This window comes from Pseudarthrobacter sp. MOO13 (genome assembly GCF_058267655.1).
This window is the reverse complement of record NZ_CM177848.1, coordinates 746,842-769,475: the sequence shown is the minus strand read 5'-3', so window position 1 is coordinate 769,475 and position 22,634 is coordinate 746,842. Positions and strand designations below refer to the sequence as shown.

Genomic DNA, 22,634 nt, shown 5'->3' with positions numbered 1-22,634 from the left:
TGAGGTGATAGTCTTCGCTCAGTGCTGCGCGGCAGCACCATCACTACAGTCTCGTGGGGGGACTTTTTTTGGATCGCGAACACCGCAACGAGCTGGTCCTCCAGCACCTCCCCTTAGTGGGTTATTTGGTTTCCGAGGTGTGCGCCAAAGCCTCCCATTTGTCGCGTGACGACCTCGCGTCGGTGGGGTCCATCGCGCTGATCACGTCCGCGGAGTCCTTCGATCCCGCCCTGGGCGTTCCCTTCGGAGCCTTCGCCCGCCGTCGTATCATCGGTGCCTTCGCGGACGAGATGCGCTCCCAGGACTGGGCCACACGCTCGGCCCGCAAACGCATCAAGGAAACCATGGCCGTGGAGGAAACCCTGCGCGGGCTCCTGGGCCGGAACCCCACGGTGTCGGAGATGGCGTCATCCCTCGGAGTGGAGCGAAGCGTGGTGGAAGCCGCCCTGGCCGACGCCGCCAGGACCCTCACTCCGCTGGACGACGTCATTGTGGAAACGTTCGCTGCGGAAACGGCGTCCCCCGAACACGCAGTGCTGGCGGATGAACGCGTCAAGTACCTTCGCGCTGCCGTCACGGCGCTGCCCGCCAAGATGCGCTACGTGGTGGAAGAGATCTACCTCGCCGGCCGCACCGTCAAGGAGCTTGCCGCCGAACTCGGATCCACCCACGCCGCCGTCTCCCAGCAGCGTGCCGAAGCCATCCGGCTGATGCGCGACGGCCTGGCCGCGCACTACGCCGACGACCCCGGCACCACCCACGCGCCGGAGTCACGAATCAACGCCCGCCGCCGGAACGACTACATGGCCCAAATGGGCGCCGCTACCCACGGCGGCATCACGCGCCCGGTCCTCTCGGCGTAAGGCTTCCGCCGCACGTGCCAAGGACCCAACCCAGCGGAAGCGTCAGTCCGCGGGCGGGAGGAACGCCTTCAGGAGCTCTTCGGTTTCCGGGCCCGCCTGCGCTGCTGCGACGTTTGCTGCGGCGATGGCTTCCACCACCTCGCTGCGCTGGATGGTGACGCCGCGGGGGGCTTCGATCCCGATCCGCACGCCGTCGCCGCGCCCCTCCATGACGGTGATGACAATGTCATCCCCGATCATGATTTTCTCGCCCGGCTTGCGCGTCAGAACCAACATGTACTCAATCTACCTTTCTGCCGTCCAGCCAACCGACGGGCAGCCCCAAACCGTGCACTGTTCCCGGGGTCAGGGTGTCCTGCGAACCCACGACGGCGAGCGCGTCCACAGCGGTCAGGTTACGCAGTGCCGTCAGCCAGGCAGCGGTATCGTCGGTTTTCCGGCGGGCGTCCGCCACCACCCAGGCCTGGTCAGCGCCGAGGCTTGCGATCACGGCTGCGTGGCCGGCGACGTCGCGCGGGCTGCCCAGCCCGAACGCCAGCAGCACCGCCTGCCCGGTGGCCACGGCCGAGGCCCGCGCCGCCGTCGCGCCCTGCCGGTCCGCCACGTGCAGGTGGCCGAACGCGGTCAGTTTGCCGCTGGTCCGGACATCGCAGCCCCCCGCGGCCAGGGACATCTCCAGGGCCGGGCCCAGGGCGTCGTCGCCAAGCCCCAGCAGCAGCACCAGGTCCCCGGCACCGGTGAGGGGTGCCGGAGCTTTCGGACGGGTGTTTGCCTGGCCAACGGCCTCACCCGGAGCACCTGCGGGAAGCGCCAGGGAAGGTTCGACGGCGGCAAGCGGCTTGCCGTAGTCGGCACCCAGCTGAGCCAACAGTCCGGCGAAGTCGGCCCGCGCCGTCGAAACCGGCACGGGCTCCACGGGCTCCACGGCTTGCGCGGCAGCGGACGGGAAGGGCGAAGAACCTGAAGCAGCGCCAAGCCCGCCACCCCGGCCGTGGAGCCGCAGCTCGCTCTGGTCCGCCTGCTCCAGCAGGGCGGCAATAGCGGGGCGCCGGAGTCCGGCGTGGGCGTTGGCAGCCGTGCCCGGTGCCGGCGTCGCGGTTGCCAAAAGCGCCTGCACAGGCGCGCCAACGCCAGCGGAGGCAGCACCGTCCGGCACCTCCACCGTGGCCTCGAACCGGTCCTTGGCGAACAGGCCGCCGAACCCGGGGTTGGTCACTTTCTCGGCCGCGACAATCCGGGCGCCGGGCCCGTACTGGGCCACGGCCTTGTCCCGGATGGCCTCCAGCGAGGACCCCTTAAGCCTGAATTGCTTCGGCATGCCGCACCACCCCCATCGTCTCGATGCCCACGTTCGCGGCTGTCACCTCGCGGTAGGACAAAACCTGCACGCCGCCTTCGGGCCCTGCCACCAGCCGCCGCACCGCCGGCCGCAGCGCCGGAGCGCACACCAGCACCGGCTGGCGACCGGCCGCCGCGGCGGATTCCATGGACTGCTTGACCGAGCCCAGCACGGCGTCGAGCCGGGCCTGGTTCATGACGATCTGCGTGCCGCCCTCCCCCGGGCGGAGGTCCTCCAGCATGGACTGCTCCAGCAGCGGATCGAGCATGATCACGTGCAGCACTCCGCCGTCCAGGAACTTCGCGGCGAGCGCCGGGCCCAGCGACTGCCGGGCCGCCTCGATCAGCGCCTCGGGATCAGTGGACGCCTTCGCCCGCAGCGCCAGGGCCTCGTAGATGCGCGGGAGGTCGTTGATGGGGACCTGTTCCTCCAGCAGGCCCTGCAGCACCCGCTGGATCTCCGCCAGGGACAGCAGCCCCGGGGTGAGTTCCTCCACGGCCGCCGGGCTCAGCTTCCGGACACCTTCGGTGAGCACCCGGACGTCCTCCCGCGAGAGCAGCCGCGCCGCGTTGGCCGTAACGATCGAGGACAGGTGCGTCACCAGCACCGAGACGCGGTCGATCACGGTGGCGCCGGTCATTTCCGCGCTGTGCCGCATCTCGGACGGGATCCACTTCCCGGCCAGCCCGAACACGGGTTCCACGGTGGAGGCGCCGGGCAGGGCGTCCAGGAAGTCGCCCAGGGCAAGCATCCGCCCGGCCGGTGCGGTGCCGCGGCCGGCCTCCACCCCGGCAATCCGGATCACGTAGGTGGCCGGCGGCAGCTCCACGCTGTCCCGGGTGCGGACCGGCGGGATCACCAGCCCCAGGTCCATGGCGGTCTTGTGCCGCAGGGAACGCACCCGGGCCAGCAGGTCATCCGAGGCTCCGGAGACGATGTCCACCAGGTCCGGGGCCAGCAGGATCTCCACCGGGTGGACCCGCATGTCCTCGAGCAGCCGCTCGTTCGGGTCCTCCTCCGGCAGCAGCGAGGCTTCCTCCGCCGCCGCCGCGTCAGCCCGGGCCTTCTGGTCCGCGGCCAGCCGCCGCGAACCGAAGAGCAGCAGCGCGGCCACCAGCAGGAACGGCAGGATGGGCATGCCCGGGATGAAAGCCATGGCGGCCGCGGCCAGCCCGGCGATCATCATGGCCGTGGGCGACTGCATCAGCTGGGAGGACGCGGTGCGGCCCATGTCCTCCTCGGCGTTGGACCGGGTGACGATCATGCCGGTGGACACGGCCATGAGCAGCGCGGGGATCTGCGTGACCAGGCCATCGCCCATGGTCAGCAGCCCGAAGGTGCCCAGCGCATCCCCCACGTCCATGCCGCGCTGCAGCACCCCGATGGCAATGCCGCCGATGAAGTTGATGATGATAATGATGATGCCCGCGATCGCATCACCCTTGACGAACTTGGACGCACCATCCATGGCGCCATAGAAGTCCGCCTCCGCCGAGACCTCCGCGCGCCGGGTGCGGGCCTGCGCGTCCGTGATGAGGCCGGCGTTGAGGTCCGCGTCGATGGCCATCTGCTTGCCGGGCATGGCGTCCAGGGTGAACCTGGCACCCACCTCCGCCACGCGCTCGGCGCCCTTGGTGACCACCACGAACTGGATGACCACCAGGATCAGGAACACCACCGCGCCAATGATCATGGACCCGCCCACCGTGACATGGCCGAACGCCTCGATCACCTGCCCCGCGTACCCCTGCCCCAGCACCAGCCGGGTGGAGGCCACGTTGATGCCCAGCCGGAACAGGGTGGCCACCAGCAGCAGCGAGGGGAACACCGAGAAGTCCAGCGGCTTCTTGACGAACATGCTGGTCAGCAGCACCAGCAGCGCCAGCAGGATGTTGCAGACAATCAGGACGTCCAGCAGCGGCGCCGGAACGGGGACCACGAGCAGCAGCACGATGCCCACGATCCCCACCGGAACGGCCAACGGGCCAAGCGGCTTCTTCATGCGGAGGTCCTTTCACGGTGGTCGGGTTCAAGCAGCGCGGCGGTCATGGCACTTCCGCCATCCGGTGCATCCCGCGGGCGGCGCCGCGGGCTTTGAGGGACATCACGAACGCCAGCACCCCGGCCACCGCCCGGTACAGCTCCACCGGGATCTCCTGGCCGAGCCCGCAGGCCGAATGCAGCGCCCGGGCCAGCGGGATGTCCTGCACCATGGGCACCTCCTTGGCCTCCGCCTCGGCCCTGATCCGGGCGGCGATGACCCCCGCCCCCTTGGCCACCACCCGCGGAGCCGACGTGCCGGCGTCGTACTTCAACGCCACGGCCACGTGGGTGGGGTTGACCAGCACCACGTCGGCGTCGGCGATGGCGGCGATCATGCGGTTCCGGCTCATGGCCAGCTGCCGGGAGCGCCGGTGCGAGCGGACCAGGGGGTCGCCCTCGGTGTTCTTGTTCTCGTCCGTGACTTCCTTCTTGGACATCCGGGTCTTCTTGCGGTTGCGGCGCATCACCACCAGCACGTCCGCGGCGACCAGCACCAGGCCCGCCGCCACGGCGAACTGCACCAGGGAGCCGATGCCGTCCGTGGCCGCGGCGATCACCCCGGACACCGGCAGCCCGCCGGCGGTGAGCAGCACCGGGATGAGGCGCTGGACCACGAAATAGAGGACGACGCCGGCGACGGCCGCCTTCAGGAGCGCCTTCAGCCCGCCCCACACCGCCTGCATCCCGAAGAGCCGCTTGAGCCCGCTGAGCAGGTTGAAATGGCCGAACTCGGGGCGGAACTTCTTGAAATGCACCCCGCCCTGCACGGCGGATCCGGCCAGCACCACCAGGAACACCACCAGCAGCAGGGGCCCCAGGATGCCGGCCAGCGCGCCCAGCCCCAGTTCCAAGGCGTGCAGGGCCTTGCCGGGGTCCGGGCTTTCCATCACGGAACGGATGCTGAACACCTGGTCCACGGCGGCGTTGGCGGCCCGGTCGATGGTGGCCGGCAGCATCACGGCGCCGGCACCGACACCCAGCCAAGCGGTGAGGTCCTGCGAGCGGCTGAGCTGGCCCTTGGACCGGACCTCGCGCATCCGCTTGTCCGTGGCCTGCTCGGTGCGCTCCTGCGAGTCCGCCATTCAGCCCACCCCCATCAGCGTGTTGACGGCCTGCCCCGCCAGGACGGCCACGATCCGCGGCAGCCCCAGGAACAGGAAACCCGCCAGGGCCAGGGTGAGCAGGATCTTCAGCGGGAAACCGAGCGCGAACGCGTTCAGGGCCGGCGCCACGCGGGTCAGCAGGCCCAGGCCGACGTCGGCCAGCAGCAGGACGACCATCAGCGGCCCGGCGATCTGCACCGCGCACAGGAACATCCCGGTGACGGCCTGGACCATTGCCTGGGCGGGCCGGGCGAGGTCGATTCCGCCGGCCAGGGGGAAGGCCGTGAAGCTGCCGGTGAGGCCGCCGATCACCAGCTGGTAGCCGTCCGAGGCGAACAGCAGGGCCAGCGCCGCCATCTGCAGGAACCGGGTGAACTGGGCGCCGTTGACCATCATCTGGGGATCGAACGCCTGGGCCATCTGGAATCCGCTGGAGAGGTCGATCAGGCTGCCCGCGGACTGGACGGCGGCGAACACCAGGTACACCAGGAACCCCAGGGACAGGCCGGTGGCCAGCTCCAGGACGATCGCGGTGAGGAACCCGGCCGTATCCAGCGGCACGTACCCGGCCGCCAGGCGCCCGGACACGGCAAGGCCCAGCCCGATGCCCAGCATGGCCTTGACCTGCGCCGGGATGGCCTGGTGCGCGAACGGCGGCGCCACCACCAGGAACGCGACCATCCGGACGGAGGCCAGCAGCATCACTTCCAGCCAGCCTTGGTCGATGGGGATGTTCACGCTCCCCCGATCAACCCGGGCAGGCGGGCGAAAAGCTCGTTGGTGAACGAGACCATCTCGGTGATCATCCAGTGCGCGCACACCACCAGGGCGATGGCCACGGCCACGGCCTTGGGCACGAAGGACAAGGTGGCTTCCTGCAGCTGGGTGATGGACTGCAGCAGCGAGATGGCCAGGCCCACCACCAGCGCGGTGACCAGCACGGGTGCGGAGAGCTTGGCCGCCACGATCATGGCCTGGAGGCAGATGTCCAGGACGGCGTTGGTATCCATCAGCCGTAGCTCTGGATCAGGGAGGTGATGACCAGTCCCCAGCCGTCCACCAGGATGAACAGCAGGATCTTGAACGGCAGCGAGATCATCACCGGCGGCAGCATCATCATGCCCATGGACATCAGGGCGGCGGAGACCACCAGGTCGATCACCAGGAACGGGATGAAGATGACGAACCCGATGATGAACGCCGCCCGCAGCTCGGAGATCATGAACGCCGGGATGAGGGTCTGCAGCGGCACCGATTCCGGGTTGGCCGGGTTGGCCATCTTGGCCGCCCGCGTCATCAGGGCGATGTCCTCCTGCCGGGTGTGGCCCAGCATGAACCGCTGCAGCGGCGCGGCACCGGCGGACACGGCCCCGCCGAAGTCGATGCTGCCGTTCAGGTACGGCTGCACCGCGGCGCTGTTGATGTCCTGGATCACCGGCCACATGATGAACAGGGACAGGAACAGGGCCAGCCCGGCAAGCACCTGGTTGGGCGGGATGGACGGCAGCGACAGGGCGTTCCGGGTCATGGCCAGCACCACGAAGATCTTGGTGAAGGACGTCATCATCAGCAGCAGCGCCGGCGCCACGGACAGCAGGGTGATGCCGATCAGGGTGACCACGGCGGTGGAGGGCTGGCCGTCCAGGCCGTTGATGTTGATGCTCACGTTGCCGTTGCCCGGTTCGGCGGGGGCCGCGGGCGGGGTGGGCGTGGGCACCGGGACGGGGGCGGCGTGCGCGGGGGTTCCGGCCAGGGCGGCGCCCAGCCAGAGGACGACGACGGCGAGCAGCACCGCCGCGACGGCGGCCGCCAGCAGCCGGGTTGCCGGAGCGGCCTGGCGGGGCCGCTGGCTGGCGGCCGCGGTTCCGGTCAACTCCGGCGTCCGCGGAGCGCTTCGGCGGCCTGCCGCCAGGTGGAACCGGCCAGGAGGGAGCCGTGCAGCTTCGACGCCGGCACACCGGGACCGGGCAGCCTTGATCCGGGCAGGGCCGCGGGGCCAACGCGGCGGTGCAGCTCGGCCCGGCGGGGCATGCCCGCCGCCTCCTGGAACACGGCGGCGAAACTCTCCGACGGCGCCGCCGCCACCCGCCCGGGTGCCGGGAGCGCGGCCCGCTGCTCCGGCGTCGTGATATCCACTGCTTCCACCGGGATCTCCCCGGCGTGCAGGACGTTGATGCTGTGTTCGGTGACGCCGAGCAGGAAGCGCTTGTCCCCGGCGTCGATCACCACCACGGAGGCCTTCTGGCCCACGCTCTGGCGGCTGACCACGCTCAGGGTGCGGTTGGCGCGGCGGCGGCCGTGGCCTTTCGCCTTGCCCAGGCGGCGCTGCAGGTACCACATCAGGCCCAGCACCGCACCAAGGGCCACGAGCACGCGCAGCCCCAGGATGACTGAATCCATCTACCCCAGTCCCTCGGCGGTATCCAGGATGCGGGTGATGCGGACGGCGTAGTCCTGGTCCACCACCACCACTTCCCCGTGGGCGATCAGGCGGCCGTTGAGCAGGACGTCGGCGGGGGCACCGGCGGAGCGGTCCAGTTCGATGACCTTGCCCGGTTCCAGCGCCAAGGCGTCCCGGACGGACATCCTGGTGCGGCCGATCTCCACGGTGAGGGACATTTCCACGTTGCTGATCAGGCTGAGCCGGGCCGGAACGCCGGAATCCCGGCGGGAGCCGCGGCCGGCGTCATGGACGGTGCCGTGCTCGCGCACCCGCACCGCGAACCAGCCGGCCGGGCTGGTGCCGTCCGTCAATTCGAACACCGCGGTTTCCGGGTCCGAGAGCAGCCCGGCGGCGTCCTCTTCCCGCAGATCGCCCAGTACGCCGGCGTCGAACACCGCGGCAGCCGCTTCCATGGCAGGGCGCAGGATGTCGACGGCGGACACCAGGCCCGGTGCCCCGCCGCCGGCCGCCGCTCCCGCACCGCCGGCCGCGGCCAGGAACGAACGGTCCGCCAGGACCAGGGCCAGGTCCGCCGTCACGGCGCCCACGAACGTGGCCGCGATGCCATGCGGCACGTACGCAGCGGCCGCCAGCGGCGGGACGATGCCGGAAACGGACAGCACCGCCGGATGCGGCAGGTGCAGGGCCAGTTGCTGCGCCGAGGATTCGTGCAGGTTCAAAGTGATGGTCATCGCTGGTTCTCCTCGGTGGTGACAATGACGGCGGCGGCACGGGAACCGTTCCGGGCCGGGGCCGCGGTGGCCAGCCGGGTGCCGTTGATGGTGACGTCGAACGGGCTGTTCTCGCGGTGCGGCACGGGCAGGATGTCGCCCACGGCCAGGCCAAGGATCTGCCCGGGCGTCACCGGCGCGGACGCCAGCTGCACGGCCACGTCCACCGGCACCTGCGCCACCTGGGCACGGACCAGGGCGCCGGCGTCGGCCGTGGGAACCATCGGGTTGACCGCACCCAGGCCCGGGAGCAGCACGTCCGCCGGGATGGCCAGCGTGGCGGCGCTGTGGTTCTCGCCCACCTTGACACTGAACGCGGCTACGATCATCAGCTCGCCGGGCGCCGCCGCCTGGGCGAACTGGGAGTTGTACTGGACCACGTCCATGGCCAGCGGCGCGGACAGCAGGGAGCCCAGTGAATAGCGCAGGTCCTCCAGCCCGTCCTCCACCATGCGCCGCACCAGGGCATGCTCGATCTGGGTGAACTTCCGTTCCGGGACCACCGGGTCCGTGGCGCCGCCCAGCATCCGGCTGATCCAGGACAGGGCGGCGGTGGCCGGGAACTGCAGGACCAGCCGGGATTCGCTGCCCTCGATCCGGCACAGGACCATGGCGGTGACGGCCGGCAGGGAGGCGGCGTATTCGTCGTAGCTCTGCATGCTCAGCTGGTCCAGGGTGGCGGAAGACTTCACCCGGACCTTCGCGGTGAGCTGGGTGCCCCACTGCCGGGCGAATGTTTCAAACGCCACTTCCAGGACGCGGCTGTGCTGCCGGGGCAAGGTGGTGGGCCTGCGGAAATCGTAGACGTCCACGGTCCGTTGCCGCGGCGCCTGCCGGTCCTCCAGTTCACTCACGGGTGGGACTATCGGCAGCGGTTCCCGGCGCGTAAGCGGGTTGGGCCGGTGTTCTTGTGCCTTACGGGGCCGGTTTCGCGGCCTCCACTTTGATGGCCTCCGGAATGAGCGCCCGGATGGCCTCCGCCTTGTCCGAAAGAACCACCACGTCCACCCGGCGGTTCAGTTCCATGAGTTCCTCGGTGGAATCGTCGTTGACTTGGCGGGCGGACCCGAACGCCACTGCGCCGATCCGCCCCGGCGGCACTCCCCCGCGGTCCACCAGGTAGCGCAGCACGTTGACGGACCGTGCGGAGGACAGCTCCCAGGTGGACGGGAACGAGGTGATGCCGTTGGCGGCGTGGCCTTCCACCATGATCTCCAGGCCGGCCGGGGCCAGGGTGGGGCTGATGGTGTCCAGGACCTGGCTGGCGCGCGGCGTGAGCTCGGGCCGGTCCGGCAGGAAGAAGGCCTGCGAGCCCACCAGTTTCACGGTCAGGCCACGCTCGGTGACCTGGAACTGGACATTGGCGTCCAACTGGCCGGCCTTGAGGTCCGACTGCATTTTCTGCTGCAGGGCGGTGAGCCGGTCCACCTCTTTGATGGCCAGTTCCAGGGAGGAGAAGGCTTCGGCATCCTTGTTGATCTGCTCGGGCGGCACCACGGTTCCGCTGGCGGTGTCCACCGTCTGCGTGGCCACGGCGCCGAATCCGGTGGCCAGGGAGTTCCGGAGCTTGTCGAACTTGGCCTGGTCCACGGTGGACATGGCGAACAGGACGATGAACATGCACATGAGCACGGTGACCATGTCCATGTAGGACGCCATCCACCGTTCGTCCACGTGTTCTTCCTCCGGCTCGTGGCTCCGGCGGCGGCGCCTGCTCAAGCGGCCCGGCCCAGGTCCGAGAGCTCGCCGGCGGCCGGGGCGCCCTTGGTTTTGCCCTTGCCTTTGGCCTGCCCGGCCGGAACCATGGCGTTGAGCCGTTCGGCGAGCAGCAGCGGCTGGGTGCCGTTCTGCACCGCGAGCATGCCTTCCATCAGCAGGGTCATCCGCTCGATTTCCAGGTCAGAGAGGCGCTTGAGCCGGGAACTGAACGGCAGCCACAGGAAGTTCGCGGACACCAGGCCCCACAGGGTGGCCACGAACGCGGTGGCGATCATGGGGCCCAGGTGGTCCGGGGTGGAGAGGTTTTCCAGGACGTGGGTCAGCGACACCACCGTGCCGATGATGCCGATGGTGGGTGCGTACCCGCCCAGGCTGGCGAAAAACTTGCTGGAGATCCGGTCGCGGCGCTGCTTGGTGTCGATCTCGTCTTCCATGAGCATCCGCAGCTCTTCGGCGTCCGTGCCGTCGGCGATGTTTTGCAGGGCACGGGCCAGGAACGGGTCCTTGGCCTTGCCGGCCTCATCCTCCAGGGCCAGGAGGCCTTCGCCGCGGGCAATCTCCGCGAACCCCACCAGCTGGCCGATGCTGTCCTGCGGTTTGGCCGGTTTGGCCACGAATGCCCGGGGCAGGTCCTTGAACGCCTGGAGGGTGTCCCGGAGGGTGTTTCCGGCCAGGCCCACCGCCAGGGTGGCACCGAACACCAGGACCATGGGCGCGGGCAGCAGGAGCGCCTCGACGCTGGCACCTTCCAGGGTGACCATGGCAAAGACGGAGCCGAAGGCCAGCAGCAGCCCGATGATTGTTGCGGGATCCATGGGTTACTCCTCGGGCGTCCGGACAAGGCTGAGCGAATGCCCGGGGGCTGCCGGCAGGTCACGTGCCCGGCGGAGGACATAGGCCCGGTAGTTCGCAATCAGCTCCACAACCTCAGCCAGGCTTTCGCGCACAACGTACGTGGCGCCGTCGAGCGTGACCAGGTGTGTGTCCGGGCTCTCGTGGATCCGCTCGATCACATCCGGATTCACGGCAAAGCGGGTGCCGTTGAGGCGGGTGACAACGATCATGGGCCGTTTCTGCTCTGTTGGGTGGGCGTTCCCTCCCTACTGTCGGCCGCCCGGCCCGGGCCGTTAGGTCAGGGGTGATCCCGGCGCCGAGACGCGCGGACACGCACCGAAGCCCGGCGCAGCTGGCGGCGGACACACCAGGTAAGCGCGAGGCCGAGGATGACGAGCGGGAGCAGCTCGGGCGCCAGGGCAAACGTGCCGAAGAGGATCTCGAATGTTTCGAATCCAATCAGCGAGCCGGCGGCGAACCACACCCACCCGCCGAACAGCGTGGCTCCCAAGGCCACACGGCGGCAGGCCCGGCGGCACAGCAGCCACAGCAGCCCGAGGCGGCGGGAGGTTGCTGCCCGGTATCTCGGGGGCTGGTTGCGGAGGGCAGAGAACAACGTATTACGGGACATGGCGATGGGCTCCTTGTGGCGGCTGTCAGGGAAGTGTCCTGAAGTCGCCCGGAGGAACGGCGCACGCAGCACGCAGCCGCGGTCCTGCCATGTGCGGACTGAACCCGGCAGTGGGTCCTAGAGTGCTGCGGGGAGGCTCCCGGGGCGACGGCGGCGCGCGCCCGGAGCGCGGGGACCCGCCCCGCCGACGGGCACGGAGCAAACCAAAGACACGGAGAGCGAACCGCGCCGGACCTCCAGTCCCTGTGCCGCGGCGTGGCCGCGTCCGGCCAGGAGGGTGCGGAGCAGCGCATGCGAGGCGCAGGCCATGAGGCCTGTCAGGGCAACGACCAGGGCCACGAGGACGAGGGCGGTCACCGGGGGCACTCCTGCACTGAGCGTTGTGCGGATTGCGACGTCGGCGCAGACAAAGTGCTCCAACATGACCCACCCGAGCAACAACACCATGCATCCCCCAATCGGGCCCCACGGTAACACCGCCCGGCCGCCCGATCAACGCTTGGCCAGGCGTTTGACCTGGCACAATGCGGGGCGACGGTTTATTTGAGGATCCGGTCCACCAGTTCGTCCACGACGGCGTCGAGGGAGAGTCCCGTGGTCAGCGGGACGGTGAGGTGGTCCAGCATGAGCCCGTCGATGGCGTAGTGGAACAGGGCCAGCTCTGTTCGGCCTCCGGGCAGTCCGGCCCGGTCATTGAATTTCACGTCGTCTTCGAAGGCGCGTTGCCGCCACTTGCCCAGCGAGTCGGCAACAGCCGGACGCCGGGCAGCTACCAGCCGCAGCTCGAAAAGCGCGAGGGACACGTGGGGGTCGGCACCGAGCCGCCGCACAACGTCACGCAGGTACGCGGCGAACAGTGCCCTGTCCGGTTCCCGGCCCTGCCCCGGGCCGGCGGCCGGATCAGGAGTCAGCCGCTCTCCGATCCGGTCAACCAACGCGGCGATGAGGTCGTCCCGGGTGGGGAAGTAGTTGGAGGCAGTCCCCCGGGGCGCACCGGCCGCGGCGTCGACGGCCCGATGCGTGAGGCCGCGGACGCCTTCCTCGGCGAGGACGCGGATGCCGGCGTCGGCAAGGGTGGAACGTCGTTCATCGTTTCGGGCCATACGGATCATGCTAGCCAAACCACGACGCCTGTTGTACTTTAACTACGACAGATGTCGTGATTGGAGAAACCATGCGAGAACTCGTTTACTACGTTGCCGTGAGCATCGACGGTTTCATTGCCGATCCAACCGGCGGATTCGATGCCTTCCCTGCCGACGGCGACCACATGTCATTCGTGTTCGGCGATTACGCCGACGCCCTGCCCGCACACGCACACAGTGCACTCGGCACGGAGCCACCCGGAACACGGTTCGATACGGTGATCATGGGGTGGAACACCCTGGCCCCGGCACTCGACGCCGGAATCAGCAGCCCGTATCCGCATCTTCGGCAAATTGTGGCCAGCCGGAGCCCGCGCACGCTGGACCCCGCCATCACCGTGACCGCCGACCCATTGTCCGCCGTCGGAGCACTGAAACGGGAAGAGGGCCTGGACATCTGGCTGTGCGGCGGCGGCGCGCTGGCCGGCTCGCTCTTGCCGGAGATCGACCGGCTCGTGCTGAAGCGAAACCCCGTGGTGTTCGGGTCAGGCATTCCGCTGTTCGGCAACAAGCCCTTCGCTGCACAGTCGTTCGCCCCGACGGGGACCCGTTCGTTCCAGTCGGGCGTGGTGATCGAAGAGTACGGCGCGCACGGGAATTAAACCGCGGCAACAGGCGCCGCCTGGGGACGCGCCGGCCTGCCCGGCTAGAACAGGCTGCCGAGCGCAAGCCCGGCGGCAGCAGCGGCCACCGCGGCCACCGCGGTGCCGATGCCGTTGAGGAGGGCCAGCCCGGTACGGCGGGACTGGATGAGCCGGACGGTTTCGAAGCTTGCCGTGCTGAACGTGGTGTACCCGCCCAGGAACCCGGTGCCGACAATGGCCTGCAGCTCGACCGGCGCTGCGTGCACGATCACGGCGCCGGCGAGCAAGCCAAGCAGGAACGAGCCCGTGACGTTGATGATGATGGTTCCCACCGGCAGGGCGGTGCGGGCCCTGGACCGTACCAGGCCGTCCACCACGAACCGGGTGGCTGCCCCGAGCCCGCCGGCGACGCCGACCAGGATAATGGTGGCGACGTTCACCGGTTCTCCTTCTTCAGAGCCTTCCGGCTGCCGGTTGCCCGTGCGTGGTTGCCCGCCGCCAGCCAAATTCCCGCCACGGTGGCAGCCGCGCCCGCCACCACGCTGACCGCCACGTAGAGCAGCGCGTCCGCGACGCGGCCGGCTCCGAACAGGGTGTTCGTTTCCAGCGCCAGGGTGCTGTACGTGGTGAACGCGCCCAGGAACCCGGTGCCGACGAACAGCCGGATCAGCCGAAGCCGCCCCGCGTCAGGGCCCCGCCGCACCAGGGCCTCCAGCAGGAGGCCGAGCAGGAAGGCGCCGGAAAGGTTGATGGCCAGGGTGGGAACCGGCCAGCCACCCGGTGCAGGCAGGATGCCGGCCAGTCCAAAACGGGCCAGCGCCCCCAGGATGCCGCCCGCAATGACGACCAGCAGGAACCCGGGATGCAGGTGCACCGGCCGGTGCGGGCGCGCCGCACCAAGCGTCCCCTGGTCCGCCGCAGCCTCCCGGCCGCCGGCCTCCGGACGCCCGGTCCCGTCGTCGTCCCCCCGCTTGTCCGCGTTCCCCGCCTGCGTCTGGGCGCCGGGGACAGGCGGTTCCATCATCGGCCCGCCTTGGGCTGGTGCTTGTGCGGCGACAGCGGGACCACCAGCACGGGCCGGTGCTGGCGGTGGGTGAGGTGCACCGCCACGGATCCCACCAGCATTTCCTCAAGCCGGGCCCCGAGTCCGCGCTCGCGGGTGCCCACCACAATGACGGACGCATCGGCGGATTCCGCCAGGCGTCCCAGCGCCCGGGCCGGGTCACCGGCAAGGGTCACGAAGGACCAGTCGACCCCGGATCCGTCGAAGGCTGCGCGGAGGTCCGCGGCGATGGTGGCACCGATTCCTTCGATATCGTCATCCACCCCGTCGGGGTCGATCGGCCGGGCCTCCGCCCTGCCGTCCGGCTCCCCGGCAAGGTAGGTGGTGACGTCCACGTAGGCACAGACCAGCTTCACTCCGAGGCTGAACGCCAGCTCCGCGGCACGGTGCGCGACGGCAAGCGGCTGGCCGGGCACGACGCCCATCAGCACCGGCCCGCTGATCTGCCGCGGGACGTACGGCGCAGGGCTGGATGGTTTCGCTGCGTCAGTCATCTGTTCTCCTGTCAGATCCGGATTCTACTGCGCAGCCGGACCTCGGGAAGAAACGCGCGTCATTGCCCCGCGGCGGGGGACGCCTGGCCCCAGCCCGGTTCGGCGTCGTCAAACCCCTGCGGTCAGGAACCGCCGGCGGGGCGGGCAGCCCGCCCCATCCGCTGCTTGGCGGTGTTGGTGCCTGCTCCGACCGGGACATGGTTCGTGGCCTTGGCGAGCCCGAAGAGCGGCATCCCGCTGTAGATGACCTCGATGCCGGCAGCGGGCACCTGATAGGTCTCATGCCAGACGCCGACGTCCCCGGTTCCGGCGAGCTCCTTCATGAAACGGCGCCAGGGTTCCAGATGGGGCGCATCCCTGTCCGCCGCAAACTTCCGCAGGTGCTCCGGACTTTCCCAGTAGCTGAGCATCATGGTGGTGCGCCCCACCCATTGCTGGTAACCGAGCATCCCCGTCGCCGGGTCATCTCCCAAATGCTGAAGCATCCGCCCCATGGCGGCACCAACCCTCCCCACGGTCCCCACCTTCCACCACCGGTTGGCCCGCATCCCGATCAGGAAAACCGTGACGGACTCCCGGCCCGGATCGGCTGTATAGCGGCCCGGAAATACCTTCTGCGACATGGGAACCCCTTCGGCACGGTGTTGTGTAACGCTGTTACAAAACAAGGTTATGAAACAATGGGGTCCATGGCAAGACCTGTTGTTCATAACGATTCCCTGAGGCACGACCTGTTGGCCGTCACGGCTGAACTGGTGGACCGCACTGGTCCGGCGCGGGTGACGGTGCGGGACGTGGCCGCCGCCGCCGGGACCTCCACCACCGCCGTTTACTCGCTGTTTGGCGGGAAATCAGAGCTGCTCACCGCAGTCGTGGAGGACGGTTTCCGCTCGTTCGGCGAATCGCAGGCGGCCGCAGCCGCTGGCGGCCTGCAGGGACTTGGCACGGCGTACCGGGCCTGGGCCCTGGAGCACCAGGCACTCTACCGGCTGATGTTTGGCGGCGTGCTGGCCGCCTACGTCGAGTGCCGGCCAGACCCGGACGTTGCCCTCAATGCCATGCAGCCGCTGATGGACGCCGTCGCTTCTGCACAGTCCGCCGGGACCCTCCTGGAAGCGCCCGTGGAACTGGTCGCCGCCGCCATCTGGGGCCAGGTCCATGGCCTGGTCAGCCTGGAACTGGCACAAGTCGGCCCAACGGATGCCGACTGGGCCGCCGTCTACGCCGCCGCCCTGGACGCCGTTGCCCGCGGCTGGGCCGCCTGAAGCACAACTAAAGCACAGCGCCGAAGCGCGCCGCCGGGTCCCAGGCACGCCTGCGCCGCGTGCTTTTGATAAAGCACGCCTTCGGCAGTCTGCACTCAGAGATCGCGCAGGGAGGAATCCGCGTCCAAGCGGGCGAGCCGAGCGATATGGCCCACTGCGCCCAAGCATAGAAACAATGGCACACAGCCCAGCGCACCCAGGACCAGAAGCCAGTTCGGCGCTGCCCACGGGGTCACTGGCAAGAGTTCGAGTTGGAGGCTGCTGAATACAGTTGTCCCAAATATCGACAAAAGCGAACCCAAGAGCGCTCCCCCAACTCCAATTGCCAGTCCCACCACGGCCAGCTCAGTCAAATAGGCCCCGCCGATCGACTTCGCAGACCACCCGACAGCTTTGAGGAGTCCGACCTCCCGAGCTCGTTGCTTGATCCAACTTCCACCCACTGAGATACCAACACCCAGGCAGAATATGACGAGGACTGCTCCGATGACCCAACTGGCAAGGGCAAGAAGTGCGAAGAGTCCGGTAAGTGACCTGATCTGCCCTGCCACACTGTTGACTGAGTAGCCCAATTCACGGACAGCGTTTTGTACGCTGACTACTTCTTCAGCTGTGTCGACGCGAACAAAAGCCCGGGGGTAAGTGAGTTCTTCACCGGCCATCCTGGAATCTGAGATCGTGGACTTAAGGACGCTATCGGAGACATAGGCGGCCTGGGTTCCGTCGGTTCCCGGCGATGAGTTGTCGTAGATGCCAACTACCCGCAGTGCGATTGCCGCCGGCTCTCCGTTCCCGGGGCCGATGACTTTCGTGTAAACGAAGTTGATTTCTTTGCCGAGAAGCTGGCCGAATTTCTGTCCCTGTCCGGTGTCTGGGAGCAGCACCTCGCCTGCCTTTGGGCCGGATTCCGGGACTTCGCCTTGAAGTACTTTCGGCGTCACGCCGCTGATGAAGGGCGTGGCGGTAAACGCTCCCGGGTTGTTAGTGGTCGGCCACGTGGTCGGGTCTTGGAGAGCCAGATCGAACTGAGCCCATCCCGTAGAACCAGCAACGTGTGAAATCCCATCAAACTGCCCGAGTGACTCGTCCGTGATGTCCTTAGCGCTGCCGGGGCCAACAGAGCTCACTTCAACGTAGTTTAGAGCGGAATTGGTGGTGATGTTGTTCGAGTACGAGGATATTCCTGCCCCCACCACACTGTCCGCAAAGACGAAGGCGGCTATGCCGAGTGCCATCAGGACCGCGAGCGGACGCAGTTTGGAAAGCGTCAGCTGTACGGACTTCTTGATAAAAACGTCATACTTGTTCAATCAGCACCTCGCTCATTGGGAGTTCTCGATGAGCGACTTGCTCGAAAATCTGGTCATGCGACGCGACCAACACACCACAGCCGTTTGCGGCACTCGATCGCAAAGCTTCGAGGACGAGTTCCGTGTTCGTTGGATCAAGCCCTGAAGTCGGTTCGTCCGCCAGGAGCACGGCAGGCCTGTTGAAAACAGCACGGCAGAATGCAACGCGTTGTTGCTGTCCGCCGGACAGCTTCTTCGCTTTTCTATCGGCCACTGCGGTGAGACCGAATCGGTCCAGTTCGTGCAGGAGCTGGTCCCTTGAGGGGCGTTCGCGGGCCGCCAGAAGAACATTTTCCAGCGCTGTCAGCTCAGGCAATAAGTTGCTGCTTTGGAAGACCATTCCAATCCGGCCGGCCCTTGTCCGAGCAGCGATTTTCGGAGCTGCACGCGTGAGGTCACGACCAGCAACCCAAACACTTCCTGCATCCGGGGTCGACAGAAGCCCGGCAATGTTCAGGACTGTTGACTTTCCTGAGCCTGAGTCGCCGTGGAGCCAAACGATCTCGCCGGCGTCGAGCCGCAGACTGACCCCGGAGAGCACAGTGTGGCGGTTACGGTGGTCATCCCTGAAGGATTTGCTGATGTTTTCCAGCATGAGAACGGTACTCACTTGTTTGCTCCTAGGTCATAGGCGCCCGGCACGGCAATGAGCGCTGCTGAAAGGGACAGGCTGCACGGTGAGGCCTCGTCGGTTTGCAGACGGTAGAGCGACGAGAACTCTTTGCAGCCTTTCAAGTTCTGGAGCTTTTGCGTTGCGCTGTCAAAGTCGTTTGAGTCCAGCCCTGAGAGGCTGGCGCTGGTCATCGCCGTCAGGGCTCTAAAGTAGTTCAGTCCGCCTGTTCCCTGGTTAGCGATGATCTCCGGGAGTTTCGCCTGGACTGCAGGGAACATGGACCGGACCTCAGCACTGTTTTTGAAGTACATCGAATTCGAAAGCGCAATCAGAGCCTTGGAAAGGGAAGAGTCATTGCCGGGCTGGGCATCGAAGGATTTGAGGCTGCTGAGGGTGGTACTTGGATCCGCTTGCATCAGCACGTCGATGAGTTCGACGTACTCGTTGAGGTTTTCAGCAGTCACAGAGGCCGGAAGGTTGGCTTGCGCTTGGCCGACAACGGGGGTGTAGTTATGCCAGGCTTCCGAGCCAGACCTTTTAAGTGCCACGAGGGCCTTTAGCCTGGTCAGAATGTCAGTCTCGGGTATTTGGAGGACGCGTTCCAGCTCCTGTTTCGTCCGCTCATTTGTGATGTCCGGGAAACTCGTGTCGAGAAGCCGTGAAGCGAGGTAGGTTGCATGCACGGAGCCGTCGTTCGGAACGACGGGGTCCTTTTTTGGCGTGGACTTCATTTCCAGGGCTGCTTGGACGTCCAACGTGGATTCGTAGTCTGAGGCTTCCGGCATGCGGAACAAGCCGTTGGCCCCTCGGAGCTTCACTACGTCTTCTTTGATTGTGGAGATCTCGTTGTTGGGCTGGTTTTGACCGGCACTGCAGCCAGTGAAAGCAAGCAGGGCCGCAGTCAGCAATGACAGGCGTCCAACGATTCGTGTGTGGTGATGGGGCCGACGACTCCCACCCGACGCTTCTATGTCTGTCAAGCGGCTGAAAGGAGGAGCGGACCGGCGAGTGAGGCGGCTTGGGTGACCGGCCAGCTTCCCCTCCCCCGGGCGTTTTTTGCCTGCTGGCGGAGCATCGCGTAGCTGTGCCCGACGGAGCCGGGGCAACCCGAAGGGCAAGTAGCGGAAGGCTTGTGGGAGGAAATAAGCGAAGCGCCGACACAAGGCATCGGCTGCGCAGCCGTCCGCAGGACGGTTGAGCCGGTGGAGCGGGCACGTACGATCCGCAGGACAGCAGCAAAAAACAGAAAAACGCTTCTACAGCCCGAGCGAAGCGAGGATCGTTGGCCCTCTCCTGAACTGTCCGTTGGATTTCGAGATGAGTCGTAAAGGCATCGAAAAGATGGCCGCCAATGCTGCAAACTCCCTAGCAGCAGAACGCGTCGAAGAATGTCTATGGATGGAGGTTAAGTGGTGCTCAAGCTTGCTATGTCAATGTTTTAGACACGCCGTCTCGGGCGACACGCTGGGGTCTAAATGTTGCCAAGTATTCCACAGGATGTGGAATCGATTCGGGAAAGAACCCGGATTCCGGCTCTTTTGAAGGCCAACTGCCTGTGGATTAACGGTGCATTGAATGACATACTTGTAATACATCATCTAGGGGTTCCTAAGAGGCGTCTGCACTAGATGTAGTGTTCTAGGTAGAGGTCATCCCAATGGTGTCCTCTACGACAGAAGCGCACGATCGGGTGCAACCGATCATGCGCTTCTTTTTACAAACAAATAGGGATCAATGCCTCGCAGGCAAGGCGCCTGCGTCAAAGCCGCCCAAGGGAATTGTTTTGTGCCGTTTCCATGTCTCCGGAACGTCACAACAGACTACGAGTGAGTCTGTAGCCTGTCAATCCAGTTGGCAGCTTACGTTCCTCTGTGCCCGGCGATCCCGGAAAGGAGAGTAGCTATGGCTACTCAAAGGATCCGCATTCGCATCAAGCGGACAATCCGAATCATCCCCGTCCGACGCTAGATGTTGGAGATCCTGGGCCGACAGCGGTCACTCGACGTTGCCGGCCCAGACGCACTCAAGTAGAGCCGAGCAGAGGACAACCAAAAATGGCGAAGAACACCAAACAGACGAGCAGCAAAGCTGCAACGGCTGCCAGCAAGGTCCTAAGGGACGGTCGCACCAGCGCAGCGTCAAAGAGGGCTGCCGCTAGCGCCCTTTCCCAGAAGGGGAAAGGTAAGTAAGTGGCGGTCTTCTACTTCGATAACACTGGCAACCCCATCGCGTTCCGGCGCAATCCCACTGACAAGTTCCTCTTCGACAAGTCGGGCAACTGGATTGGTTGGTTCCCATGGGGTGATAACGACGCAGCCGACAAGGATGGAAACTATCTCGGTACGGTCGTAGGAAATCGCCTTCTCAAGCGGAATTCCCAGCCTTACCGCGGGTATCCCGGGTATCCGGGCTATCCCGGATACGCCGGCTACCCCGGATACCCTGGCTATGCCGGTTACAGCGGCTATCACTCGGGGTTCTCCGACATCCCGGAGGCCAGCCTTAAAGGCTGACCATTCAAGCAGTGCCAATATTGGCAATAAGTGAGGCCGGCCCCTTGGGGCCGGCCTCATTTTTTCCCTCAGCAAAAGGAAAACTCAGTGCTGCAGCGCCATCGCTGCAGAAACTTAAGGGTCCAGCGGGTTTTTCTCCCAGGAGATATCGACGATGGGGGCGCCTGGCTGCGGCATGGTCAGCATCGAGAGTTCGAGGATGTCCTGGGCGTGGGTGGCGTCTGCGGGGGCGGCGTCGTCGTCCGTGAGGATGTATTCGTGGCTCATGTGCTGCCCCCAGGCGGCTAGTGGATCGTGTTCCTTTTCCACTGTAGCCCGGCGTTCGGCCGTTTCCCGCTTCTGGAGCTGCGCCCGCGGCAGCGTGATCGGCGGCCGGAGGAGCGCACGCGGGGGAGGCCGCCACCGCACCAAAGGGGCCGGACCGTTGTCCCGGCCCGGCCCCACCCGCCTAGCGGTGCCGCTTGTAGGCGGTGTCCTGGTTCTTTGCGACGGGGGCGATGGTTCCCCGGCTCACCAGCTGGTCCATCAGTTCCGCGAGCCGGTACCCCGGCGTGTCAGTCAGGGCGAGCTTGAAGTGGTCTCCGGCTACTGATGATTGGCCTTTGAGGTACGCCAGCCAGCCGATCAGGGTCAGCAGGGGCGCCCGGTACCCTTCGGGCGCTGCGTCGATGAGGTCGCGGGCGGTTTCCTGTCCCCGGTCCACGCGGTCCCAGTCCGGGGTGATCCCCTCTCCCACGAGCAGGTTCCCGCTCCCCTCGGCGTCCGGGGCCTCCGGGTCGATCACGTTGCAGAACAATGTGTCGCGCAGGTCGGGGCGCTGGAAGCACGCCAGCAGCTCCACCGCGGTCTGCGGGTCCAACCAGCCGCCCCGGGTCAGGGCCTGGGCCCACAGTTCCCGGCCCGGAGTCAGCTCTGCGCCGAGCACTCCAGTGAGCGCGTAACGGATCTGCTCCTCCCTGTCTGCCGGGCCTGCGAACGGTGCGTAGGTGGTGCCGGGCGTCTTCTGGTAGCTGCTGCCGCGGAACACCAGTTCCGCGTTCAGTTGTCCGTCGGTGATGGATTCGAGCGGTTTGGGCGGGCAGCACCCGGCTTCGCTGTCACACAGTAGGTTTTGCCAGTGCGACGGTGTGACCAGCCAGGCGTCCTGCAGCGGGGTACCTGCAGAGTCCAGCGCCTCGATGACGGCCTCGACGTGGTCGTGAAACGGGCGCTCCTTACCGGGCGCGGGGGTGGTGGCCGTGTAGATGGCCAGCAGCACCGCCGTGGCCTGTGTGTCCAGTGCGAGGTACTCCGTCATGGAGGCGGCGAACCCGGCGGGTTCCGCGGCCGCGGGGGCATCGACACGGAGTGTCGCGCCCAGCGTCTTGCCCCGCATGGTCAGGAACACGAAGGATTCACGCGGTATGAACCCGAGGGAGTGCGGGATGAAACCGAGGATGTCGGCGGGGCTGGAAATGCGGATTGCATCAGTCATGGTTTTGAGAGTCCTTTGCTGAGGATGATGGTGGGTGGCGCGGCTTTGGTGACCGGCCAGCTTCCCCTCCCCCACCGTTGTTTTGGCTGCTGGCGAAGCTTGCGGAGCTGTGGCCGACGGAGGCCTGTCTACCTTGGGCAAGGGGCGGGAAATTCCCGGAGGAAATCAGCGACGAAGGAGCGCCGCAGGGACATTTCCTGCACCGCAGGCCCCGGAGGAACGGAGGGGCTAGACGGGTCGGAGCGGACACGTACAATCCGTCAGGACAGCAGCCAAAATGTCGAAGACAAGACAGGGCCAGGGGCGGCGGAGCCCTGCGGAGCCGGCACTGGCCCCAACAGCCGGCCGCGCCAGCGGACGCCCTTTCCTGTGAGCCCTGCGAACCCTCCCTCAGCACCCCGGCCCTGCTTATGGCATCTCTGGCTTCG

General features: G+C 66.8%; 29 protein-coding genes. 4 read left to right on the top strand and 25 right to left on the bottom strand.

All coding sequences use genetic code 11. From position 1 onward, the window contains the following. Positions 1-68: 68 nt before the first annotated feature. A complete protein-coding gene (locus AC4EEO_RS03580; RefSeq protein ID WP_109045322.1) occupies positions 69-863 on the top strand; it encodes a sigma-70 family RNA polymerase sigma factor in 795 nt (264 codons plus the stop codon). A 42-nt stretch (positions 864-905) separates the two neighbouring features. Here the strand turns inward: AC4EEO_RS03580 and csrA are convergent, their stop codons facing one another. The 16 genes from csrA to AC4EEO_RS03500 all read right to left on the bottom strand — a co-directional run bounded on the left by csrA (position 906) and on the right by AC4EEO_RS03500 (position 12,809). Then, a complete protein-coding gene (gene csrA / locus AC4EEO_RS03575) occupies positions 906-1,139 on the bottom strand; it encodes a carbon storage regulator CsrA (RefSeq protein ID WP_109045321.1) in 234 nt (77 codons plus the stop codon). Between the two features lie 4 nt (positions 1,140-1,143). Next, complete coding sequence (locus AC4EEO_RS03570; protein WP_491339895.1) at positions 1,144-2,181, bottom strand: hypothetical protein; 1,038 nt, start codon at positions 2,179-2,181, stop codon at positions 1,144-1,146. After that, a complete protein-coding gene (locus tag AC4EEO_RS03565) occupies positions 2,159-4,204 on the bottom strand; it encodes a flagellar biosynthesis protein FlhA (protein ID WP_491339894.1) in 2,046 nt (681 codons plus the stop codon). The genes AC4EEO_RS03570 and AC4EEO_RS03565 overlap by 23 nt, the downstream gene beginning before the upstream one ends. Positions 4,205-4,247: 43 nt before the next feature. After that, positions 4,248-5,327 (bottom strand): EscU/YscU/HrcU family type III secretion system export apparatus switch protein, encoded by a 1,080-nt coding sequence (locus tag AC4EEO_RS03560; RefSeq protein ID WP_491339893.1) that lies wholly within the window; start codon positions 5,325-5,327, stop codon positions 4,248-4,250. Then, positions 5,328-6,086, bottom strand: coding sequence for a flagellar biosynthetic protein FliR (locus AC4EEO_RS03555; protein ID WP_491339892.1), 759 nt, complete (start codon positions 6,084-6,086; stop codon positions 5,328-5,330). Beyond that, a complete protein-coding gene (gene fliQ, locus AC4EEO_RS03550) occupies positions 6,083-6,358 on the bottom strand; it encodes a flagellar biosynthesis protein FliQ (protein WP_109045316.1) in 276 nt (91 codons plus the stop codon). Before fliQ ends, AC4EEO_RS03555 begins: the two co-directional genes overlap by 4 nt. Further along, entirely contained in the window at positions 6,358-7,221 is an 864-nt protein-coding gene (fliP, locus tag AC4EEO_RS03545; RefSeq protein ID WP_491339891.1) for a flagellar type III secretion system pore protein FliP, read from the bottom strand. Before fliP ends, fliQ begins: the two co-directional genes overlap by 1 nt. Continuing rightward, positions 7,218-7,748 carry a flagellar biosynthetic protein FliO gene (gene fliO, locus AC4EEO_RS03540; RefSeq protein ID WP_491339890.1) on the bottom strand — a complete coding sequence of 177 codons (531 nt, stop codon included), beginning with the start codon at positions 7,746-7,748 and terminating at the stop codon, positions 7,218-7,220. The genes fliP and fliO overlap by 4 nt, the downstream gene beginning before the upstream one ends. Then, positions 7,749-8,483, bottom strand: coding sequence for a flagellar motor switch protein FliN (gene fliN / locus AC4EEO_RS03535; RefSeq protein WP_491339889.1), 735 nt, complete (start codon positions 8,481-8,483; stop codon positions 7,749-7,751). It lies immediately after the preceding gene. Further along, positions 8,480-9,376, bottom strand: a complete 897-nt coding sequence (locus tag AC4EEO_RS03530; RefSeq protein WP_491339888.1) for a flagellar motor switch protein FliM — start codon at positions 9,374-9,376, stop codon at positions 8,480-8,482. The genes fliN and AC4EEO_RS03530 overlap by 4 nt, the downstream gene beginning before the upstream one ends. A 61-nt stretch (positions 9,377-9,437) precedes the next feature. Then, on the bottom strand, positions 9,438-10,241 hold the full coding sequence (locus tag AC4EEO_RS03525) for an OmpA/MotB family protein (RefSeq protein ID WP_109045312.1): 804 nt from the start codon (positions 10,239-10,241) through the stop codon (positions 9,438-9,440). After that, positions 10,238-11,056, bottom strand: a complete 819-nt coding sequence (locus tag AC4EEO_RS03520) for a motility protein A (RefSeq protein WP_491339887.1) — start codon at positions 11,054-11,056, stop codon at positions 10,238-10,240. The genes AC4EEO_RS03525 and AC4EEO_RS03520 overlap by 4 nt, the downstream gene beginning before the upstream one ends. Positions 11,057-11,059: 3 nt before the next feature. Continuing rightward, positions 11,060-11,305, bottom strand: a complete 246-nt coding sequence (locus AC4EEO_RS03515; protein ID WP_109045310.1) for a flagellar FlbD family protein — start codon at positions 11,303-11,305, stop codon at positions 11,060-11,062. A gap of 68 nt (positions 11,306-11,373) precedes the next feature. Then, the gene (locus AC4EEO_RS03510; protein ID WP_491339886.1) at positions 11,374-11,706 is read right to left on the bottom strand and encodes a hypothetical protein; all 333 of its coding nucleotides are present in this window, start codon (positions 11,704-11,706) and stop codon (positions 11,374-11,376) included. 117 nt (positions 11,707-11,823) lie between these two features. Then, positions 11,824-12,153 (bottom strand): hypothetical protein, encoded by a 330-nt coding sequence (locus AC4EEO_RS03505; RefSeq protein WP_491339885.1) that lies wholly within the window; start codon positions 12,151-12,153, stop codon positions 11,824-11,826. A gap of 92 nt (positions 12,154-12,245) precedes the next feature. After that, complete coding sequence (locus AC4EEO_RS03500) at positions 12,246-12,809, bottom strand: TetR/AcrR family transcriptional regulator (RefSeq protein ID WP_491339884.1); 564 nt, start codon at positions 12,807-12,809, stop codon at positions 12,246-12,248. A gap of 71 nt (positions 12,810-12,880) precedes the next feature. On the opposite strand from AC4EEO_RS03500, the gene AC4EEO_RS03495 reads away from it, so the two are divergent. Continuing rightward, positions 12,881-13,453: a dihydrofolate reductase family protein gene (locus AC4EEO_RS03495; RefSeq protein WP_491339883.1), complete on the top strand. Its 573-nt coding sequence runs from the start codon at positions 12,881-12,883 to the stop codon at positions 13,451-13,453. Between the two features lie 44 nt (positions 13,454-13,497). Here AC4EEO_RS03495 and crcB read toward each other — a convergent pair whose 3' ends face one another. The 4 genes from crcB to AC4EEO_RS03475 all read right to left on the bottom strand — a co-directional run bounded on the left by crcB (position 13,498) and on the right by AC4EEO_RS03475 (position 15,615). Then, positions 13,498-13,875, bottom strand: coding sequence for a fluoride efflux transporter CrcB (gene crcB / locus AC4EEO_RS03490; protein ID WP_133830486.1), 378 nt, complete (start codon positions 13,873-13,875; stop codon positions 13,498-13,500). Further along, on the bottom strand, positions 13,872-14,459 hold the full coding sequence (locus AC4EEO_RS03485) for a fluoride efflux transporter FluC (protein WP_347876394.1): 588 nt from the start codon (positions 14,457-14,459) through the stop codon (positions 13,872-13,874). The genes crcB and AC4EEO_RS03485 overlap by 4 nt, the downstream gene beginning before the upstream one ends. Next, a complete protein-coding gene (locus AC4EEO_RS03480; protein ID WP_491330463.1) occupies positions 14,456-14,992 on the bottom strand; it encodes a universal stress protein in 537 nt (178 codons plus the stop codon). The genes AC4EEO_RS03485 and AC4EEO_RS03480 overlap by 4 nt, the downstream gene beginning before the upstream one ends. A 122-nt stretch (positions 14,993-15,114) precedes the next feature. Continuing rightward, positions 15,115-15,615 carry a DUF4188 domain-containing protein gene (locus AC4EEO_RS03475; RefSeq protein WP_491339882.1) on the bottom strand — a complete coding sequence of 167 codons (501 nt, stop codon included), beginning with the start codon at positions 15,613-15,615 and terminating at the stop codon, positions 15,115-15,117. Positions 15,616-15,681: 66 nt separating this feature from the next. Between AC4EEO_RS03475 and AC4EEO_RS03470 the strand changes: the two genes are divergently transcribed. Beyond that, a complete protein-coding gene (locus tag AC4EEO_RS03470) occupies positions 15,682-16,257 on the top strand; it encodes a TetR/AcrR family transcriptional regulator (RefSeq protein WP_491339881.1) in 576 nt (191 codons plus the stop codon). A 95-nt stretch (positions 16,258-16,352) separates the two neighbouring features. On the opposite strand, the gene AC4EEO_RS03465 is transcribed toward AC4EEO_RS03470, so the two are convergent. From AC4EEO_RS03465 to AC4EEO_RS03455, 3 genes are read right to left on the bottom strand one after another with little or no spacing between them, the layout of a single operon-like run. After that, entirely contained in the window at positions 16,353-17,567 is a 1,215-nt protein-coding gene (locus tag AC4EEO_RS03465) for an ABC transporter permease (protein WP_491339880.1), read from the bottom strand. Continuing rightward, the gene (locus tag AC4EEO_RS03460; protein WP_491339879.1) at positions 17,554-18,216 is read right to left on the bottom strand and encodes an ABC transporter ATP-binding protein; all 663 of its coding nucleotides are present in this window, start codon (positions 18,214-18,216) and stop codon (positions 17,554-17,556) included. Before AC4EEO_RS03460 ends, AC4EEO_RS03465 begins: the two co-directional genes overlap by 14 nt. Next, complete coding sequence (locus AC4EEO_RS03455; protein ID WP_491330466.1) at positions 18,213-19,127, bottom strand: hypothetical protein; 915 nt, start codon at positions 19,125-19,127, stop codon at positions 18,213-18,215. Before AC4EEO_RS03455 ends, AC4EEO_RS03460 begins: the two co-directional genes overlap by 4 nt. A 1,281-nt stretch (positions 19,128-20,408) precedes the next feature. Here AC4EEO_RS03455 and AC4EEO_RS03450 point away from each other — a divergent pair. Further along, positions 20,409-20,732 carry a hypothetical protein gene (locus tag AC4EEO_RS03450; protein WP_491330467.1) on the top strand — a complete coding sequence of 108 codons (324 nt, stop codon included), beginning with the start codon at positions 20,409-20,411 and terminating at the stop codon, positions 20,730-20,732. A gap of 114 nt (positions 20,733-20,846) precedes the next feature. Here AC4EEO_RS03450 and AC4EEO_RS03445 read toward each other — a convergent pair whose 3' ends face one another. Together AC4EEO_RS03445 and AC4EEO_RS03440 are read right to left on the bottom strand one after the other, a co-directional pair. After that, positions 20,847-20,999, bottom strand: coding sequence for a hypothetical protein (locus AC4EEO_RS03445; RefSeq protein WP_491330468.1), 153 nt, complete (start codon positions 20,997-20,999; stop codon positions 20,847-20,849). 181 nt (positions 21,000-21,180) lie between these two features. Further along, positions 21,181-22,206: a DUF4192 domain-containing protein gene (locus tag AC4EEO_RS03440; protein ID WP_491330469.1), complete on the bottom strand. Its 1,026-nt coding sequence runs from the start codon at positions 22,204-22,206 to the stop codon at positions 21,181-21,183. Positions 22,207-22,634 lie beyond the last annotated feature (428 nt).

Coding starts and splice junctions, on each gene's coding strand:
- csrA (WP_109045321.1), bottom strand. CDS start 1,139: ATGTTGGTTCTGACGCGCAAGCCGGGCGAGAAAATCATGATCGGGGAT.
- AC4EEO_RS03570 (WP_491339895.1), bottom strand. CDS start 2,181: ATGCCGAAGCAATTCAGGCTTAAGGGGTCCTCGCTGGAGGCCATCCGG.
- AC4EEO_RS03565 (WP_491339894.1), bottom strand. CDS start 4,204: ATGAAGAAGCCGCTTGGCCCGTTGGCCGTTCCGGTGGGGATCGTGGGC.
- AC4EEO_RS03560 (WP_491339893.1), bottom strand. CDS start 5,327: ATGGCGGACTCGCAGGAGCGCACCGAGCAGGCCACGGACAAGCGGATG.
- fliQ (WP_109045316.1), bottom strand. CDS start 6,358: ATGGATACCAACGCCGTCCTGGACATCTGCCTCCAGGCCATGATCGTG.
- fliO (WP_491339890.1), bottom strand. CDS start 7,748: ATGGATTCAGTCATCCTGGGGCTGCGCGTGCTCGTGGCCCTTGGTGCG.
- fliN (WP_491339889.1), bottom strand. CDS start 8,483: ATGACCATCACTTTGAACCTGCACGAATCCTCGGCGCAGCAACTGGCC.
- AC4EEO_RS03520 (WP_491339887.1), bottom strand. CDS start 11,056: ATGGATCCCGCAACAATCATCGGGCTGCTGCTGGCCTTCGGCTCCGTC.
- AC4EEO_RS03515 (WP_109045310.1), bottom strand. CDS start 11,305: ATGATCGTTGTCACCCGCCTCAACGGCACCCGCTTTGCCGTGAATCCG.
- AC4EEO_RS03510 (WP_491339886.1), bottom strand. CDS start 11,706: ATGTCCCGTAATACGTTGTTCTCTGCCCTCCGCAACCAGCCCCCGAGA.
- AC4EEO_RS03505 (WP_491339885.1), bottom strand. CDS start 12,153: ATGGTGTTGTTGCTCGGGTGGGTCATGTTGGAGCACTTTGTCTGCGCC.
- AC4EEO_RS03500 (WP_491339884.1), bottom strand. CDS start 12,809: ATGGCCCGAAACGATGAACGACGTTCCACCCTTGCCGACGCCGGCATC.
- AC4EEO_RS03495 (WP_491339883.1), top strand. CDS start 12,881: ATGCGAGAACTCGTTTACTACGTTGCCGTGAGCATCGACGGTTTCATT.
- AC4EEO_RS03485 (WP_347876394.1), bottom strand. CDS start 14,459: ATGATGGAACCGCCTGTCCCCGGCGCCCAGACGCAGGCGGGGAACGCG.
- AC4EEO_RS03480 (WP_491330463.1), bottom strand. CDS start 14,992: ATGACTGACGCAGCGAAACCATCCAGCCCTGCGCCGTACGTCCCGCGG.
- AC4EEO_RS03475 (WP_491339882.1), bottom strand. CDS start 15,615: ATGTCGCAGAAGGTATTTCCGGGCCGCTATACAGCCGATCCGGGCCGG.
- AC4EEO_RS03470 (WP_491339881.1), top strand. CDS start 15,682: ATGGCAAGACCTGTTGTTCATAACGATTCCCTGAGGCACGACCTGTTG.
- AC4EEO_RS03445 (WP_491330468.1), bottom strand. CDS start 20,999: ATGAGCCACGAATACATCCTCACGGACGACGACGCCGCCCCCGCAGAC.
- AC4EEO_RS03440 (WP_491330469.1), bottom strand. CDS start 22,206: ATGACTGATGCAATCCGCATTTCCAGCCCCGCCGACATCCTCGGTTTC.